At 38.4% G+C, this 16,591-nt stretch carries 12 protein-coding genes, 5 pseudogenes and 1 other annotated feature; of the genes and pseudogenes, 1 reads left to right on the top strand and 16 read right to left on the bottom strand.

All coding sequences use genetic code 11. The features are described from left to right. Positions 1-166 (bottom strand): annotated as a pseudogene (locus F947_RS14230) (AAA family ATPase); the annotation flags it as partial. Continuing rightward, positions 166-1,191, bottom strand: coding sequence for an IS21-like element ISEc57 family transposase (istA, locus tag F947_RS04845; protein WP_004972870.1), 1,026 nt, complete (start codon positions 1,189-1,191; stop codon positions 166-168). The pseudogene F947_RS14230 and the gene istA, both read right to left, overlap by 1 nt. A gap of 88 nt (positions 1,192-1,279) precedes the next feature. Here istA and F947_RS04840 point away from each other — a divergent pair. Then, positions 1,280-1,577 (top strand): annotated as a pseudogene (locus F947_RS04840) (NUDIX domain-containing protein); the annotation flags it as partial. Between the two features lie 297 nt (positions 1,578-1,874). Here F947_RS04840 and F947_RS04835 read toward each other — a convergent pair. The 14 genes and pseudogenes from F947_RS04835 to F947_RS04765 form a co-directional block, all read right to left on the bottom strand. Beyond that, complete coding sequence (locus F947_RS04835) at positions 1,875-2,231, bottom strand: hypothetical protein (RefSeq protein WP_004972868.1); 357 nt, start codon at positions 2,229-2,231, stop codon at positions 1,875-1,877. Positions 2,232-2,282: 51 nt separating this feature from the next. Then, on the bottom strand, positions 2,283-3,248 hold the full coding sequence (locus F947_RS04830) for a hypothetical protein (protein WP_004972864.1): 966 nt from the start codon (positions 3,246-3,248) through the stop codon (positions 2,283-2,285). An 81-nt stretch (positions 3,249-3,329) separates the two neighbouring features. Next, positions 3,330-3,752, bottom strand: a complete 423-nt coding sequence (locus tag F947_RS04825) for a roadblock/LC7 domain-containing protein (RefSeq protein ID WP_004972861.1) — start codon at positions 3,750-3,752, stop codon at positions 3,330-3,332. 14 nt (positions 3,753-3,766) lie between these two features. Then, positions 3,767-4,306, bottom strand: a complete 540-nt coding sequence (locus tag F947_RS04820) for a GTP-binding protein (RefSeq protein ID WP_004972859.1) — start codon at positions 4,304-4,306, stop codon at positions 3,767-3,769. Between the two features lie 539 nt (positions 4,307-4,845). Next, complete coding sequence (locus F947_RS04815; protein ID WP_004972857.1) at positions 4,846-5,808, bottom strand: IS30 family transposase; 963 nt, start codon at positions 5,806-5,808, stop codon at positions 4,846-4,848. 160 nt (positions 5,809-5,968) lie between these two features. Then, a complete protein-coding gene (locus F947_RS04810) occupies positions 5,969-6,841 on the bottom strand; it encodes an arginase family protein (RefSeq protein ID WP_004972855.1) in 873 nt (290 codons plus the stop codon). Between the two features lie 3 nt (positions 6,842-6,844). Then, a complete protein-coding gene (locus F947_RS04805) occupies positions 6,845-7,798 on the bottom strand; it encodes a hypothetical protein (protein WP_004972852.1) in 954 nt (317 codons plus the stop codon). Between the two features lie 214 nt (positions 7,799-8,012). Next, positions 8,013-8,498: pseudogene (locus F947_RS04800) on the bottom strand (IS3 family transposase); the annotation flags it as partial. 79 nt (positions 8,499-8,577) lie between these two features. After that, positions 8,578-9,819 carry a group II intron reverse transcriptase/maturase gene (gene ltrA / locus F947_RS04795; protein ID WP_004826931.1) on the bottom strand — a complete coding sequence of 414 codons (1,242 nt, stop codon included), beginning with the start codon at positions 9,817-9,819 and terminating at the stop codon, positions 8,578-8,580. A gap of 565 nt (positions 9,820-10,384) precedes the next feature. Then, positions 10,385-11,371 (bottom strand): IS110 family RNA-guided transposase, encoded by a 987-nt coding sequence (locus F947_RS04790; RefSeq protein ID WP_004278529.1) that lies wholly within the window; start codon positions 11,369-11,371, stop codon positions 10,385-10,387. A gap of 239 nt (positions 11,372-11,610) precedes the next feature. Next, positions 11,611-12,333 (bottom strand): annotated as a pseudogene (locus F947_RS14215) (IS3 family transposase); the annotation flags it as partial. Further along, positions 11,928-12,045, bottom strand: a sequence feature (AL1L pseudoknot). (Overlaps the previous pseudogene by 118 nt.) Further along, positions 12,308-12,913, bottom strand: a pseudogene (locus F947_RS04775) (DUF262 domain-containing protein); the annotation flags it as partial. The pseudogenes F947_RS04775 and F947_RS14215, both read right to left, overlap by 26 nt. A 182-nt stretch (positions 12,914-13,095) precedes the next feature. Further along, on the bottom strand, positions 13,096-16,131 hold the full coding sequence (locus F947_RS04770; protein ID WP_004972838.1) for a type I restriction endonuclease subunit R: 3,036 nt from the start codon (positions 16,129-16,131) through the stop codon (positions 13,096-13,098). Between the two features lie 53 nt (positions 16,132-16,184). After that, positions 16,185-16,400 carry a restriction endonuclease subunit S domain-containing protein gene (locus tag F947_RS04765; RefSeq protein ID WP_004972835.1) on the bottom strand — a complete coding sequence of 72 codons (216 nt, stop codon included), beginning with the start codon at positions 16,398-16,400 and terminating at the stop codon, positions 16,185-16,187. Positions 16,401-16,591 lie beyond the last annotated feature (191 nt).

Genomic DNA, 16,591 nt, shown 5'->3' with positions numbered 1-16,591 from the left:
GTTGCTGCTTGGCTGTGTATTCATGTAATAGCATAGCTTCAACGAAATCTGCATAATTGCCATCCTTTGCTAAGGTTTGTTGTGCATGATGTGACCATTGTGATGCCACTGTTTGTAGACCAAGCTGACGGCAAAGCTGTTCAATACGCTCATACTGTAAATTCATTAAGAAACCTCCAGTAATTCATCATAGATTGATAAGGGGTGTTGAACACTCTCATGAGGTATGAGTGATGATGGGCTAACATCATCAATTACAGATTTTTTAGAACCATCATTAAATAAAGGTAATGAAGAAAAATATTCTTGTTCTTCAAGCAAACGAGTACTTGGTTTTTCTTTAGTTGTTGCATGAATGCGTTGATTTGCTGTTTCACTAAGCCATCGACCAATATAGGCATTTGCCATATCAACATCTAAGCTAAGGTCAACCATCTTTAAACTTGCTTTTAATGGCACGATAAAACTTGATTTCAAATAACTATTAAAGCGTTCCACTTTACCTTTTGTTTGCGCACGATATGGCTTACAAACACGTGGTCGGAAGTTATATTTCTTAGCACAATCAAGTAATTTAGCATTCCAGCGATGTTGACCATCTTGATAAGCATCACGTTCAATGATAATGGCCTTAGCATTATCAAATAATACATCTTTAGGAACACCACCAAAGAACTGAAAAGCACTTTCTAAGCCATCAATCCATGCATCAGAACGTTCATGATCATAAAACTTAACAAAGGTTGCTCTAGAGTATCCCAAAGTTGCAACAAATGCTTTTAATGTGGTGTGATGACGTCGAATTATTGTGAAATCAACCTGCATTTGTTGACCTGGTTGAGTCTCAAATCGCTTAATCGGCTCTGGTTGTTTAGTTGGCTTTAATGTATTGAGATAATTTTGTAGTGTTCTGATTTTCCCCGTGTAGCCTTTTTGCAAGATTTCTTGATACAACACTGCAGCCGGTATCCATTCTGGATCGGCGGCATTTACACGTTTGATTAAATACGGTTTATAAGGCTCAAGAATACTCACTTTAGATTGTGTTCGTTGATATTTAGGTGTTACTTGAGATCGTAAATATTTACGCACAGTATTTCTAGAAATACCGAGTTCGCGGCTAATTGCCTTAATAGATTGACCTTGTTGATGAAGTATTTGGATTGTCACTGCTTGCTCCAAAGTTAACATGTTGAGCAGTCCAAAAAGACCACTATATTAACCAAGGGGGTCAATTTTCAAATGCTGTTGGGGGGTCATTTTTACATTGCCGCTAACAGAAGTGGGTGAAACGCTGCAAAATGCGGTACGACGCGAGATTCAGGAAGAGGTGGGCCTACAGGTCAAAAACATCCAATACTTAGCCAGTCAGCCATGGCCATTTCCAAGCAACCTGATGCTAGCGTTTAAGGCGGAATATCATGCGGGTGATATTCAGATTGAAGCGCATGAACTGAGTGATGCACAGTTTTTCTCAGCTACCGGAAATTCCATTCAAGGGTAGTATCGCGCACGCCATGATCATGCATGTAATGCACGGCACTCTAGTTGCTGATGACGACAAAGAATGGCTATAAAAGTCAGCTTGATTGTCTTGATCGCTTCGATGAAAGTTTGAATCATTCGGTTCAAGGCTTCTGACTAGAAAAACTAATCACTTCAGACACCAACATATCAAACCGTCCGCAGGGAAAATCGCAAAAGCGCATATTCTAAAAGCGGATATTTTTACTTTGGAGAAACCGAACATTTCTATTTGGGGCTTACAGGTTTATTGCCTAAAAAATGCTATATGTTTAAAAAATATAGCATTTTTAAATTAACTGACGAATCAATCTTATAGATAAACTCTATAGATTTTTTTCAGTAGTTTCTTATGAAAAATCTAACTCTTTTTCAAATGTTTTTAATTCAAAACGAGCCATCGCTAAATTTGATTTAGAACGGTCAAGAACCAAATATAAAAACAAAGCTTCATTGGTGTCGAGTGGACGGATTAAGTGATATTGCTTACCCAAGGTAATTAGAATATCTTCAATACCATCATTCAATTGAAGTGCTTTAGCAACCTTGCGCTTTGCACGAATCACCTCAGTGTTACCTGCTGCTGCAAGTTCCAAATCAATGCCTGTCCCCTGAGTGGCTAAAGCCAAACCACTTTCACTATCAACCAGTGCTGCTGCAACAAAACCGTCAAGTTCGGTTAAGCTATCTAACGTAATACGAGCCATCTTTTTTCTCCTGAATTTATGGGAGGATTCCCATTAGTTATTTATGCTGCTTTAAAGACCTAGTTTTTTTCGCAATTTTCCAAAAAAACCGCTAATTTTATTCACTTTGGCTTCTTCAATAGTTTGGTGAGCTGTAATAAATTTCGCTTCATGCGGTTCAATGCACTGCCCCATTCTTAATAACTGCGCAATTGCAACAAAATGAAGAACTCTCTGATGAGAAAGTTCTAAATGATCAGCCACCATTTGAATGTTTGCACCTTCGGCAAAACAAGCCGAAAGTTTAAACAGGTCTTTACGTACAGAGCCTGCTAGCAATTGAGGCCAAATGTGTAATTTAAAATATTGACTCAATTGGACTTGTGCCACGTTCAGTGTTATAGAGTGATCTAGAATTTTCCATAAACCAACATATAAATCCTCAGTACGCTGATGACTGATCGTCTCTTGTATAAATTGAGAGGTGGCATAGGATTGATGAATAGTATTATTAAATCTAAGCATTGGGATTTCAGAGTTCGCCCAAATTCTATCCGTAGCTGTATCAATCAAAACTAAAAAGCCTTTCTCATCGTAGACCTGAATAAATCCATTGTTTGAGTTAAAAATATTGTCAAATATGCTTGCTGCATCAAGAGGTTCTAAATGGCTAGTAGGTTCAGCCATGACTTTAGACTTAGCAACTGAAGAGTCATTTAAACAGTAATCGTGTAACCATCGGTTCAACTCATCTAAATGTACGAGTGGATAGGATAAAGTGTCATCAATAATCCGTCCACCATTATCGGCGACTTTAATTAAACACAAATAATGGGAAACATGATGCGATAAGATATTTTGAATACTTGATGAATGAAAAAAGAGTTTATTAACCAAAAGTAAATCAATATGTTGTTCGGAAATATTAACCCAATGAACCTCAATATCCGAAGGTAGGCATGAAATGATTTGTATTTTGAGCTGATTTAGTACGACTAGGCTAACACCAGAAACAGCAATATTTAAAACTCTATTCATTTTATCAATACTTTAACAATGCTAACCAATAACTACACTTTTTAACCAATTTAGCCAGTCAAAATAACTACTCAACTCGAATTAAAGAGGCACCGAATTATCAGCAACCAATAACTCAGAAACTTTTTTTAGTGCATACAACAGTTGACCAATCAAGACATTTTGCGAGGCTGCAGTCACTATCACCATCGGATAGTTTGCGTGCTCAACTCCTACCAAAATCACTTTACCGTTATCAGCCTCAAGAGTAATGGTTTTACATCCAGTTAAGTCGATTTCTGAAATGAATGCAGAAACCATTGCCAGAATTGAACTACTGACAGCAGCAATTTTTCCACCATTCGTCAGATTTTTTTTACTTGCTAGTGCTAATTCAAAACCGTCAGAAGAGCAAAGCATGACAAAATCGATACCAGAAACTTCATTTAAGACTTCTTGAATAAGTTTCCGACCTGAATCAATCAATTGAGGTGGGATCTGACGTGTGTTCTCGACTTTAAACATATAAGACACCACCTTTAAACTAGAATATTTTGCACTTCAACAACTGCTATCAGCGCTTCAATCATTAACAGTACATCGTCCTTTAGTCGTACATCTACACCAAACAAAGGATATCTATAGTTATTTTCTATCATATAGTCTCGGTAAATCTTCAACATCTGGTCATTTTGTTCATCCAAATGAGTAATCCCAATCACTATATTGTCACTGTATTCTTTAAAATTATCTAAATAAAACTCTAAATCCTGTACGCGCTCTGTACGTGAATGATCAATTAAAATGATAATGCCTATTGCGCCTTTACAAATGATTGACCACATAAAATCAAAGCGGTCTTGACCGGGAGTGCCGTATAATCCGACCTTGGTTTCATCATCAAGAATGATTTCACCATAATCGATGCCAACGGTAGTCAGGTATTTGCTATGTGCATCCAGATCAGTATTAATCGTTTCAGTTTGCATGACTGGAATGTCGGAAAGCATTTTAATTGCTTCTGATTTACCAGCCCCCATTGTGCCGCCAAAAACAATTTTATATTGCTGTAAAAGCATAAAATATTATCATCCAAAAAGCGTTCACCTGGAAAAACCAGGATCATAGATAAATAAACTCACAATGTTGTTTAACAAAAAATTTAATGAGTTAATGCCATCCAAGCAAACCAAGCTCGACCCAACCCCAACATGTCACTTAAAGAAAAAACCAAGATGATAAATGCCTGAGCTTAAGAAGATTGACTACTCTTAAGAAATAATTAACAGGCTATCAGTATAATTTATTACGATGATCGAATAAATACTGGAAAATATCAGATATTTCAGTAACGTGAATAATGTTATAATTATTATATATAACCTATGTCACAAAGTAAATAAGTAAGCTGTCACAGTTCAAAAAATTGCTGCATGTACCAGTAAAATTGCACTGATCAACAACACTGACAGTATTCTTAACACAACAGCCCTATTAGATGTATGCTCAATTGGGACACAAATGAGTGTGTTCATTTGCATGATAAAGAACAAAGGATGTTCCCCCTGTATTTATTTTTCTTTCTTGTACGAGATATAACACGAAGAATATGGCGGATTCAAGCGGCAAGTGCAACAGTATAAAAACCAGCCATAACTTCATTCGGTGTATACCAACCTAGTGTTTTTCTAGGACGATGGTTGAGTGCAAATTCTATCTGCTCTATTTGTTCGTTTGACACGTCATCAAACGATGATGATTTTGGCAGATATTGACGGATTAAACCATTCGTATTTTCACTTCTAGCTCGCTGAATAGACTTGTAAGGATCAGCAAAATACGTCTCTATGCCAGCATCAGTAATTCTTTTGTGTTCGGAAAATTCTTTGCCATTATCAAATGTCACACTATAAGCATGGCTCATTTGTAAACGATCTAATGCACTAGTAATCGTTTGAGAGGATGCTCTCGTTGGCCCTAAATGAACAATATGTACATACAGGCTCTTTCGATCAACGAGAGTCAATAAAGCACCTTTATGATGTTTACCAATCACCGTGTCACCTTCGAAATCTCCTAAACGTTGTCGTTGGTCAATGACCTGGTCTCGGCAGTGAATACTTGTTTTATCAATGATTTGCCCCCTACGATCCGTGTTTTTGTAACCGCGTTTTCGATATTTCTTCTGATGCCTTAAGTGTAGATGAAGTTTACCGCCTTTTGATTTATCTTGATAAATGTACTGGTAAATCCACTCATGTGAAGGTACATCCAGCCAACCGCGTTGTGTTAAAGCACCTGAAATTTGTTCTGGTGACCAGTCCAAACCAATCAAATAATCAATATAAGCGAAGGCAAATGCTGTCATTGATGATGAAGGACGGTACCGTCTTTGACTTGCAAATTTAGCTGCCTGTTGAGCTCTATATCCACGTTGCCCAGTATTTCTTTTTAATTCACGGTAGATGGTTGATCGTGAACGTCCTAACTCCCGAGCAAGGGTAGCGATTGAACTTTTACTTTTCAAAGTAGCATAAATTTCGTATCTTTCATCTTGAGAAAGTTGGGTGTATTTCTTCATTGTGTGCTTTCCAATTGCGAGTTGAAAAAGTCTAATGATTCTATGAATACACCTAACTTTTTCAACTAACTACAAATGTGTTGCACTTGGGATTTGAATCTGCGTATTCAAAGTATTGGATATTCTTCACGTTTTTTTGCACAAAAATTACAAATATACCTTATTCCCCATAATAAATTTCATGGGCAATTTTAAAGGTTTCAACATGCAAATCGACTAAATCAGGTAAAGTCTGATAGCCACCAGCCAACACAAACATCAATGGGATTTGATGCTGTTTGGCAAGCCGAAATACCATTTCATCACGCTGTTGAATATATTCAGCACTCAACCATGGTGAACCACAAGGATCGTTCTGATGACAATCCATACCGGCCTGATAGACGATGAGATCGGCCTGCCATTCGATCGCCATTTCAAAAGCCTCAGCAATCGCATCGCGATATTGCTCAAAATTTCCATGCTGTTTATGAATATGACGAGTAATAGCACGTTCATAACTTCGGCAACCGGACTGCAATGCAAAAATACTAAAATTAAATAGGTTATCTAATCTGAGCGTAAATTCAGCTGTCCCATCCCCACCATGTTGATCACAGTCCAGGATAAAAATTTTTTTATCTGGAAACTGCTGTGCAATCAATGCCAACCCATTAAAAGTACAAAAAGCAACTCCTAATTGATAATGGGCATGATGAAAACCTTGGGCAATATTTGCTGAAATTTGATGCTTCCATGCCAACTCTGCAGCTTTAATTTGTCCGGCATTAATGCGATAAATGGCATCTCTTAATTGAGTGTTCCATGTCTTAAAACCCTGAAAAGTAGCTAGTTTTTTAGGTGATCCAGTATCAAAAGCATCCACATACATAGGGTCGTGGAGTCTTTTCAATATATTGAGATCAATTAATTCAGGTTCATGGAACTGAAAACAGCCTAGATGTTCTAGGGCTTCGGCCACAGCAATCAGTTTTTCCATGCTATTGGTATGGGTTGTTGCAAAGTATTGGGGAGAATAACAAACCTGTAACATGTATTAGATCCGGATTTGTGCTGAAACAATATCGGCAAGTTGTTGCAATAAAGTTGTTTCAGGGCTAAACAGGCCATTGGCTATTTGCTGTTGGAAATGCGTGCTAAAGGTTCTCGCACGGTTTTCTGGGGATATTGCAAGCGTAGTTAAGCGTAAATACCAAAAACCTGGTATCTCGCTGTATGGGATCACAAAGCCCGGTAAATTCTGGTTTGCTGTTTTGTTTTGAATAGTTGAAGAATCATAGTCAACTGAAAACAATGAACCTGCGGGTAAACACACCCCATTCATTAAGAGCGGTTTTAAACTGATACAGGAGTGATCATCGCCCATATTTAATTTTTCCAGCAACAAAGGTTGATTGTGCTGATTGACAATAATATTGACTGATCCTTTTCTTAAAATACGTCCATGGGCAATTTTTAAGAAAAAGTTTTCTGCCATTGGACAAGAACCCACTTTAGGCTTTTCAGCTAATACTGGTAACTCGACTAGACCTGTTTGCGCTGAACTTTTAGGCAGAATAATATCAGCAATCATTTGAACTAACAGTTTACTTTCTTCTTGTTGAGCCTGCTGAGCAAGTTGTCTAAGTTGTGCCTGAAACTGAATGTGTTTAATCAAATCAGCTGTGGATTCAGGTTTATTTTTTTGTATGAGGGTCGTAGTTTCGATATTCTGATCCAAATTATGCCAGTCACTAAGCTTACGTTCCTTGAGCAAATTCTTTAATGTTTGATCCTCATAATCTCTGAACAGTTTAAAATCATTCAGTTCATGAGGGGCACGAGCAACATTAATAAACTCTGCAAGAACCCGAGTTGCTTGCGTAAAACCACAACCTCTTCGTTCTGTTTGATGTGAAAAATGTTCGTTCAGCATTTCTGTCAATGTTTCAGAAAGCGGATATTGTTGTCTTTTAAAGAGTTGAACGATTTCGTGATCTGATCCGTGCATTGATTATAACAGTAGTTAATTTAAGGTGCTGTATGTTAAACATATTTGAACGCAGATTCAAATCTCAAGTGCAACACATTTGTAGTTAGTTGAAAAAGTTAGGTGTATTCATAGAATCATTAGACTTTTTCAACCCGCAATTGGAAAGCACACAATGAAGAAATACACCCAACTTTTGAACCGTACTGGGTTTGTCGGAGACTTTTTATTTAAGTTAGGCCACCTGACCTAACGGGTTAATCTTATCATAGTACATTGCTTCAAACTCAAAAGGTGATACATAACCCAGTGCACTGTGTACACGCTTTTTATTGAACCAATCTACCCAGTTTAGTGTCGCAAGTTGTACATCCGCTAAACCTTGCCAATCCGCTTTTAAATATTCAATCACCTCTGTTTTGTATAAGCCATTCACCGTTTCAGCCAAAGCATTATCGTATGAATCACCGGTCGTACCGACTGATGCTCGTAAATTTGCTGCTTCTAAACGATTGGTATAACGAATGGAAAGATATTGCACGCCTCTGTCACTATGATGAATCACGTTCTTTGGCATGCCTCGATCATGCAATGCTTGCTCCAGTGCATCGAGCACCATATCTGTATTCATACGTGTTGATACTTTCCATCCAACAATTGCTCGCGAGAACACATCAATAATAAAGGCGGTATAGACCCAGCCTGAATGAGTTTGAATATACGGGTGAGTAGACCAAGGGAATTTCACCCTTAGCCCCTCGCAGAACCGGACATGAACCTCTCAGCTCATCCGGCTCTCATTATCCAACCGATGGTAAACATCCCATTTTCCAGTGCACAAAGGCATTTGGAAAATCACGCGCAAGTCGCCCTAAGGCATATCTAGCCCGTCTTTTATGACGGGCCAAGTTTTTATACTTACGCCTCATCCAGCGTATAAGATAAGCATTCATGTGTTGCCAGATCGCTGACATTGCTGAACCATGGAATCGACCATAGTATTGCTGCCAACCTTGAAGAATTGGATTGAATATTGCAGATAAATCACTTAATTCGCGATTACACATCAGATGTAGATGCCATTTCCGAATAGTCTGTCGCATTGCTTTAAGTGCATCACGACTGACTGCAGGAGAGAAATTTACATAAACTCTTTTATACTTGTCCACAGCCTTACGGGGCCTAAACGTGTACCCGAGAAAAGTAAATTGAACATCGGGATATGCTTTACGACGATTAATATCTTGGCAATAAACAATCTTTGTCTTGTCTGGATGCAATTCGAGACCACATTCACGAAATCGTGCATCGATCTTTTGTAAAACAAGTTTGGCTTGAGATAAACTCCGACAATGAATTACGCCATCATCTGCATAACGGCAGAACCGTACACTTTGAAGATGTTTCGTAATCCACATATCAAAAGCATAATGCATAAATAAATTCGCCAATAAAGGACTCACAACACCACCTTGTGGCGTGCCGCGATTCCTTTCTAAAAGATGGCCATTTATGTGTTGCATTGGTGCTTTTAACCAACGTTGCACATATAAAAGAATCCATGGAATTTCACAGTGTTTCTTGAGTGCACGCATTAGTAAATCATGGTCGATGTTATCAAAGAGACCTTTGATATCAAATTCCACAACCCAGTCATAATCCCAACTTCGTCTCCTCACTATCGCAATTGCATCATGGGCAGAACGCCCTGGACGATATCCATATGAGTTTGGATGAAATAATGGATCAATTTTCGGCTCTAATAAGAGCTTAACTGCTGTTTGCGCGACTCGATCTGCAACTGTTGGAATACCTAGTATACGCACGCCACCTGACTTCTTTGGAATCGGAACAGCCTTAACTGGCGGTGGAAAATAACTGCCAGAACAAAGTCGATTCCATAGTTTGTATAGGTTGTTCTTTAAATGCTTTTCGAATTGCTCAATAGATTCATGATCAACGCCTGGAGCGCCACCATTCTCTTTGACTTTTTTAAATGCCTCCCAGATTAACGCTTTAGGAATATTAAATGGTTTGGTCATAAAGTTTTGCTCCTCCTGCTTGCACAGTTGACAAATCCGTAGACCTGGATAATGCAACCCCTTCGCTCCATTACCATTACAGTAACTTCAACACTACTACGAGTTGCTCCGCCCCTTGGTGACGCATTGCTATTATCAGCCTTGCCTTTTGAGCTTGTGCCTTTCGCTTGACATCGCCACCGAAGGTTCCCGCAGTTCAACGTAAGAGCCTGAATTAGGATCGCGCTGCCTCTACGCCGGACACCGAATGGCCCGTAAGCAGGTAACGGCCAAACTAATCGCGGGGTAACTTCCATCCCCGGTTTTGATGTCATTTGAGTACTTTCGACACTTGAACGGCAGTTCACTGTTGTTCGCCTTCCTAATTCTTACCTGACATCTCTACGATGCCTTTTCCATAACGCTCACGACCGGGACTTTTGATCCAAGCCGCTTATGGTGGTTTGCTACCTGCTCCTGCAAGCCGATAGCGAGGGGCCATACCCTCATCTCTTACGCCGCTTGCTGCGGCACACTGAAGTCAGCGACCTGAGATACCGTCTTGGTAGTCAATCAGGTTTTGAGATTATTCGACCAATAAATAATCTCTTTGATAGGCAGTCTGATGTTTTAAAACGCCATAACACAGATGTATAAGCTTACGCATTGCAGCACCTAAAGCACACATTTTATTTTTACCCTGGCTTAATAATCGTTGATATAAAGCTTCAATGTGTGGATTATATTTAATCGCTGTTAATGCTGACATATACAATACTGAGCGTATTTTACTGTCACCTGCTTTTGATAAGTGACTTTGCTTGTTGACTGAACTGCCAGACAACTGATGTACTGGAACCAAACCTACATATGCAGCAGCTTGACTTGCTTTTTCAAACTTGTGCGAATGAAATAACCCCAACAGTAATAAGCCTGATCGTTCACCGATTGAAGGAATAGTTTGCAGTAATTTCAAATCCTGTTTCAATGTTGGATCTTGATCTATGTGATTATTTATTAACTTATCAATATGTTCAAGTTGCTGATTTAAATACTCAATATTCTCTTCAAGTAATTTAATCACAACAACGGAGGTATGAGTGGACTGCGCCTTTTCAAGTCGATTCTTTTCCTGCAATAGACTACCTAGATAGACATCTCGTCTGCCTAGTAAAGCTTTTAATAATCTGACATTTTCAGGTTCAGGCTGCCATATGATTAACTTTGCGGTGTAACCATAACGTGAAAGAGCTTCACTATCAGCTTTATCCGTTTTATTTAGCATGGACATGCCTTTGGCAAAGGCTCTTACTCGTGAAGGATTAGCCACACAAACCTTTACACCTGCATCATATAGATAATATCCCAAATTCTCATGATAAACCGAAGTCGCTTCCATGATTGCTGTCACTTGATCAGGTTCAATTTTAAGAGTGATGAGCCATTTGAGCAGACTGCCAAAGCCACTTTCTGTATTAGTAAATATTTTATTTTTTCTTTTTCCAGTCAAACCTTGAGGGAAAATGCAACAATCTATTTTGGTTTTACTGACATCAATACCTAGCATAATCATGGTGATATTCCTTGAGTTTAAGCTATGATTTTTATCCCATTAACCATCATCTTACCTTGTGAATACAGCATCAAAGTGCTTAGTTACCGTTCAGAGTTGTATGAGGGATAAGGGCAAATTGTAGGTTTTATCTCAGGTTCAAATTTAAGATTTTAGCAGCACTCCAAACTCTACAATTTGCGTATAGTGGTAGCTAATCACTATATCAATCAAGATACAAGAAGCACTGCTTCGCAAGGGTCAGGATGATCTGCATTAAAATTGCGTTTTACTAAGTCATCTGCTCGTTTTTGATCATCTCGGCTACGGGTGGTTTGTTTATTCTTACCACGCCAAACACCTTGTATACCTAGCTTCTGCATCAATCGAGCAACTGTACAACGTGCGATAACATAACCTTCACGTTTCAATTGTTGCCAGACCTTACGCACACCATATCGACCTAAACTTTCTTTCCAAATACGTTTGATTTGCTCTGCATGATGTAAATCATGCAGAGCACGTTTCGCTCGATGTTCTGGATTGTCAGCGAGATCTAAAGCCCGATAATAGGTCGAAGCTGCAATCGGTAAAATTCTACAAATCGCTTCAACACTATATCGATCTTTATTGTTCTGGATAAAATCCACCATTATTTGTGTGGGCGGTCGAGCTCCGCCTGGGCGAAAAAAGCGGCTGCTTTACGTAGAATTTCATTGGCACGTTTTAATTCTTTAATTTCACGTTCCATTTGCTTCATTTTTTCTTGGTCAGATATCTGTTGTACTTTGGCAGGATTTAGTTGATCCATATGCTTTAAATACCAAACACGCAATGTTTCAGGAGTACAACCCTTGCGCAGCATGCTGCTCAGGTGCAATAGCTGTGATTGCAGCCCAAGTAGAAGGATAATCTTTTTCAGATTCAATCAATAATTGAACCGCTCTTTCTCTGATTTCAGGGGTATATTTTGGTTTTGTCATTGGAACATTCTCTCAAGAAAGTTGGTCTCCGACAAACCCGGTACGGTTCACTGAGTACTACACCCTTTTGATTGATTCGTATAAAAATTTCAGTAACCGTGTCGATATCCAGAGATGAATCTAGTTCAATGATACCAATCTGACGATTTTTGATTGCTTTTAACTGCTCAAGCTTATCTTCAATGAAATCTTCATTTGCATCTGGATTCAATCCCATATATGCACGTCTAGCCTGAGATATTGAAATATCCCCATTTAAAATTGGGGCGATATTATTGACCCAGATTGGATTACGCTCGATAGCTGTGTTACATACTTCAAATAAGGGCTCATCATCTTTAGCAGTTGGGTTATACGCTATTCGAATATTAGTTTCTTTATAGTCCTTATCTAACACCAACTGCCCAACAACAGCAGCAGTCAATGCAGTAATACGTTGCTGTCCATCAATAAGTACCTTTTTTCCTGCGGATAAGGTTCCATCTTTAAGACGAATATCCGGGTTACGCCATGTGATGATATAGCCGACAGGATAACCTTTATATAGCGAATCCATTAGATCCCGCACTTTACTACTCGACCAAACGAAAGGTCACTGGATTTCAGGAATTGCGATTTCACCTGATTTTATCCAAGAGAGTAATGTATCAATTGGATGCTGATGTACTGAATATTTCGCCATTAAGACGCCCCTCAAAATATCTAAAACATACAAAATAAAAGGTCATTGGGTACTAATACCCAATGACCAAACTCCAAATTCTAAACCTCTTCCATCTCAATCAAGTTTTCCAAGGTCTGGCTAAACGTATCTTGGAATGCTGAGTCCTTACGATAAAGGTTATACAAATCCACCATATTTTTACGCTGTACTACCATAATTTCATCGAGCATCTTTTTAAACACGAGTGCTCTGTTTTGTGGATCTTGCGTCTGCTTATACTTCTTCATAAAGTTTTGATGCTGCTGAATACGCTTCACCAAATCAATGATAATCACCCGTTGATCTTGTGGTGTTGCACTCCAATCCTGAAACCATTTCTCGTTAAACTTAGAAATAATATCATCTAAGGTTTCATCATCATTTTCTTCGCTTGGATTACGAGGATTTGAATTTTGTGGATCTAAAACCGTTTCCTCTGCATCAAGTGTAATGGTTTTGTTGATATGCTCACGCTTTAAAGCATAAGTGCTTAAATCGACCGATTCCAACAAATCATCAATACCATTCAATCGTCCATCTTGAACATTCAGTTTTGGAATAAGAAATTTTAAGAACCAATACAATTGCTCCCATTCCTTGTTATTAAACTGCATAATTGAAGGCACTTGAGCATAAATTTTAACGAATTGTTTTGCCTTGACTTTAAAATCAACTCGTTGTTCATGTTCCCATGAGCCTTTTCTCTCTTCATCGAAGCGTGCTGCCACTGTATCAATAATTGGGCTTAAATCGCTGCCCGACGCATTACTAAAGAACAGTTCATTAAACTTCACCACTTCATGTAATTCATAAATGCCTGTGTCATCTAGTGCAGTTTTAATATCATTCAGTACATTGACATCAGTCGCATTCGACAATGAAGTAGAAGTATAGAAATCATCAAAGGCTTTTTTAATGTCATCAACGTCGTTATAAAAATCTAAGATAAATAAGTCTTCCGTGCGTTTATTATATTTTGGCGCAGCACGGTTTAAACGTGACAATGCTTGTACACATAGCACCCCTGTCAGTTTTTTATCAACATACATCGTGGTCAGTTTCGGTTGATCGAAACCTGTGAGATATTTGTTTGCCACCACCAAAATACGGTTTTCATCTAAATCAAACTTTTCTTTTGTTTTAGCATCATTAAATCCATTCAGTGATTCTTCAGTATAGGTTGTACCATCAACTTCTTTCTCACCTGAGAACGCAATCATGATATTAAATGGGTTATTTTTTTGATCTAGCAATTTTTTGAGTGATAAGTAATAGCGGATTGCAGCTTCAATGCTTTGTGTCACCACCATGCCCTTTGCGACGCCTTTGAGCTTTTTCTTATTGACCACGTTATCAATGAAGTGCTCAAGCATAATGCTGGCTTTGGCATCAATGGATTGTTGTGATGCTTCCACATAGGCTCTTAAAATACGTTGTGCTTTTTTCGATTCAAACATTGGATTGTCTTCAATCGACTTTTGAATCTCATAAAAGCTCTTATATGTCGTATAGTTTGCCAACACATCTAAAATAAAGCCTTCTTCAATGGCTTGTTTCATACTGTATAGATGAAATGGTACATATTTGCCTGTCGCAACATCTAGTTGACCAAACTTTTCTAATGTGGTGTTTTTAGGCGTTGCAGTAAAAGCAAAGTACGATACATTTTCACGCTTTTTACGTGTGGTCATCATGGCCACAAGCATGTCCTGAACATCATCAGCATTTTTTAAGGCTTCATTGCCCATTGCTCGATTCATGCTGTTATGCGCTTCACCTGACTGTGAGCTATGTGCTTCATCAATAATAATGGCAAAATTTTTATCACTTAGGTCAGTCACGCTATCCCAAATGATGCGAAACTTTTGGATAGTGGTGATAATAATTTTCTTACCTGTTTCTAAAGCGCTTTTTAGCTCGGAACTATTGTGTGCAGGCGCAATAATATTTTTAATTTCTGAGAAGTCTTTAATATTGTCCCGAAGTTGTTTATCTAAAATTTTACGGTCTGTCACAACAATCACAGAGTCAAACAACGGCTGATGTAATGCTCGATTACCTGCTGCCAATGCATTGTTTGGATAGGCTTCAATGAGCTGAAAAGCTGCCCAAGTAATCGAGTTCGATTTACCCGAACCTGCAGAGTGCTGGATCAGATACGGTTTACCCACACCATGTTGTGACACATCACGAATGATTTTACGTACCACATCGAGCTGATGATAACGTGGGAAAAACAATGTGCGTTTACTCAGTTGATCTGAATCTTTACCGTCTAAACGGACAAAGTGCTGAACAACATTCACCAAGCTTTCTTTGGCAAAGATTTCTTCCCACAGGTATGCCGTTTTATAGCCATTCGGATTGACAGGATTACCTTGTCCACCTGATGCTGTACCTTTGTTAAATGGCAAAAAGTAAGTCTTTTTACCTTCTAGTTTGGTGGTCATATAGACCTCATCGGTATCCACAGCAAAATGCACCAAGCAACGTGCAGGTGTCAGTAATGGCTGTGTTGGATCACGATCTTCACGATATTGTTTTTGACCGTGATAACGTGCTGTTTGATTAGTCCATGCGTTTTTAAGTTCCATCGTCACCAATGGCAAGCCATTGATGAAGATGACCATATCAATTTCTTCACGACGGTTTTTTAGTGAATACTGAACTTGTCTTGTCACGCTAAAGATATTAGACGCAAAGTTTTGTTTTACCGATTGGCTACTGCTTGCCAATGGGCATGGGTACATAAAATGAAAATGTTGTTCATCCAGCGCCATGCCTTTTTTGAGCATATAGGCAATACCATGTTTTTTAATGAGCTTATCAAAACGCCCTAGAATTTTTTGTTTCCAGTCGTTTTTGTTATAGGCTTTGTAGGCATCTAAACTGTCTTTTTGGGTGCTTTCTAAAAATTGGAAAAACAGTTTTTCATCAATGGCATAGTCTGCATTAAAGTCAGACACTTGCCCCATGACATAACCCAAACCCGTATGAGTTTGAGCGATGCCGTGAGCAAGGTCTTCTTTACAGATACCGACCAATGCACGTTCGATATTTTTTTCTAAAGCCAATTCGTTTAAATTTTTGTTCACAGTTACCCCTCTTACATGCATTGGCGATATATATTTTTAAGTTAAATGAATAATTAAGCCACTTTAATTTTGCCTGTAACAGCATCATTAATAAGGGTGGTTTTATATTCTTTCATTTTTTGAATTTGGTCTTCTATTAAACTAATCCCTGCATCAATCTTTTCAACCTCATACTCTATAAATTCAATTATTTGCTCCTGTTCTATAATCGGAGGAATAATCAAAACGAAGTTTTTAATATCTGATTGGAACAAATGAGGTACACCCATTCCATCCTTTACTAATTTAACCCGAATTACGGATAAGAAAAGCCCTTGAAAAAAAGGTAGTTAGAGCCATTTAGAAAGTTACGACACAACCCAAAGGCTCTAACTACCATGTACGATTTTACAGAAATTTTTTGTATTGTTGATGATTTTTTCAAAAAATTTGAACCCATCTATTGGCAATTTCTCAAGCA

This window comes from Acinetobacter towneri DSM 14962 = CIP 107472, from assembly GCF_000368785.1.
Classification (GTDB): domain Bacteria; phylum Pseudomonadota; class Gammaproteobacteria; order Pseudomonadales; family Moraxellaceae; genus Acinetobacter; species Acinetobacter towneri.
Note: the sequence above shows the minus strand (reverse complement) of the source record. Positions and strands in the feature narration are given on the sequence as shown.

Coding starts and splice junctions, on each gene's coding strand:
- istA (WP_004972870.1), bottom strand. CDS start 1,191: ATGTTAACTTTGGAGCAAGCAGTGACAATCCAAATACTTCATCAACAA.
- F947_RS04835 (WP_004972868.1), bottom strand. CDS start 2,231: ATGGCTCGTATTACGTTAGATAGCTTAACCGAACTTGACGGTTTTGTT.
- F947_RS04830 (WP_004972864.1), bottom strand. CDS start 3,248: ATGAATAGAGTTTTAAATATTGCTGTTTCTGGTGTTAGCCTAGTCGTA.
- F947_RS04825 (WP_004972861.1), bottom strand. CDS start 3,752: ATGTTTAAAGTCGAGAACACACGTCAGATCCCACCTCAATTGATTGAT.
- F947_RS04820 (WP_004972859.1), bottom strand. CDS start 4,306: ATGCTTTTACAGCAATATAAAATTGTTTTTGGCGGCACAATGGGGGCT.
- F947_RS04815 (WP_004972857.1), bottom strand. CDS start 5,808: ATGAAGAAATACACCCAACTTTCTCAAGATGAAAGATACGAAATTTAT.
- F947_RS04810 (WP_004972855.1), bottom strand. CDS start 6,841: ATGTTACAGGTTTGTTATTCTCCCCAATACTTTGCAACAACCCATACC.
- F947_RS04805 (WP_004972852.1), bottom strand. CDS start 7,798: ATGCACGGATCAGATCACGAAATCGTTCAACTCTTTAAAAGACAACAA.
- ltrA (WP_004826931.1), bottom strand. CDS start 9,819: ATGACCAAACCATTTAATATTCCTAAAGCGTTAATCTGGGAGGCATTT.
- F947_RS04790 (WP_004278529.1), bottom strand. CDS start 11,371: ATGATTATGCTAGGTATTGATGTCAGTAAAACCAAAATAGATTGTTGC.
- F947_RS04765 (WP_004972835.1), bottom strand. CDS start 16,400: ATGGGTGTACCTCATTTGTTCCAATCAGATATTAAAAACTTCGTTTTG.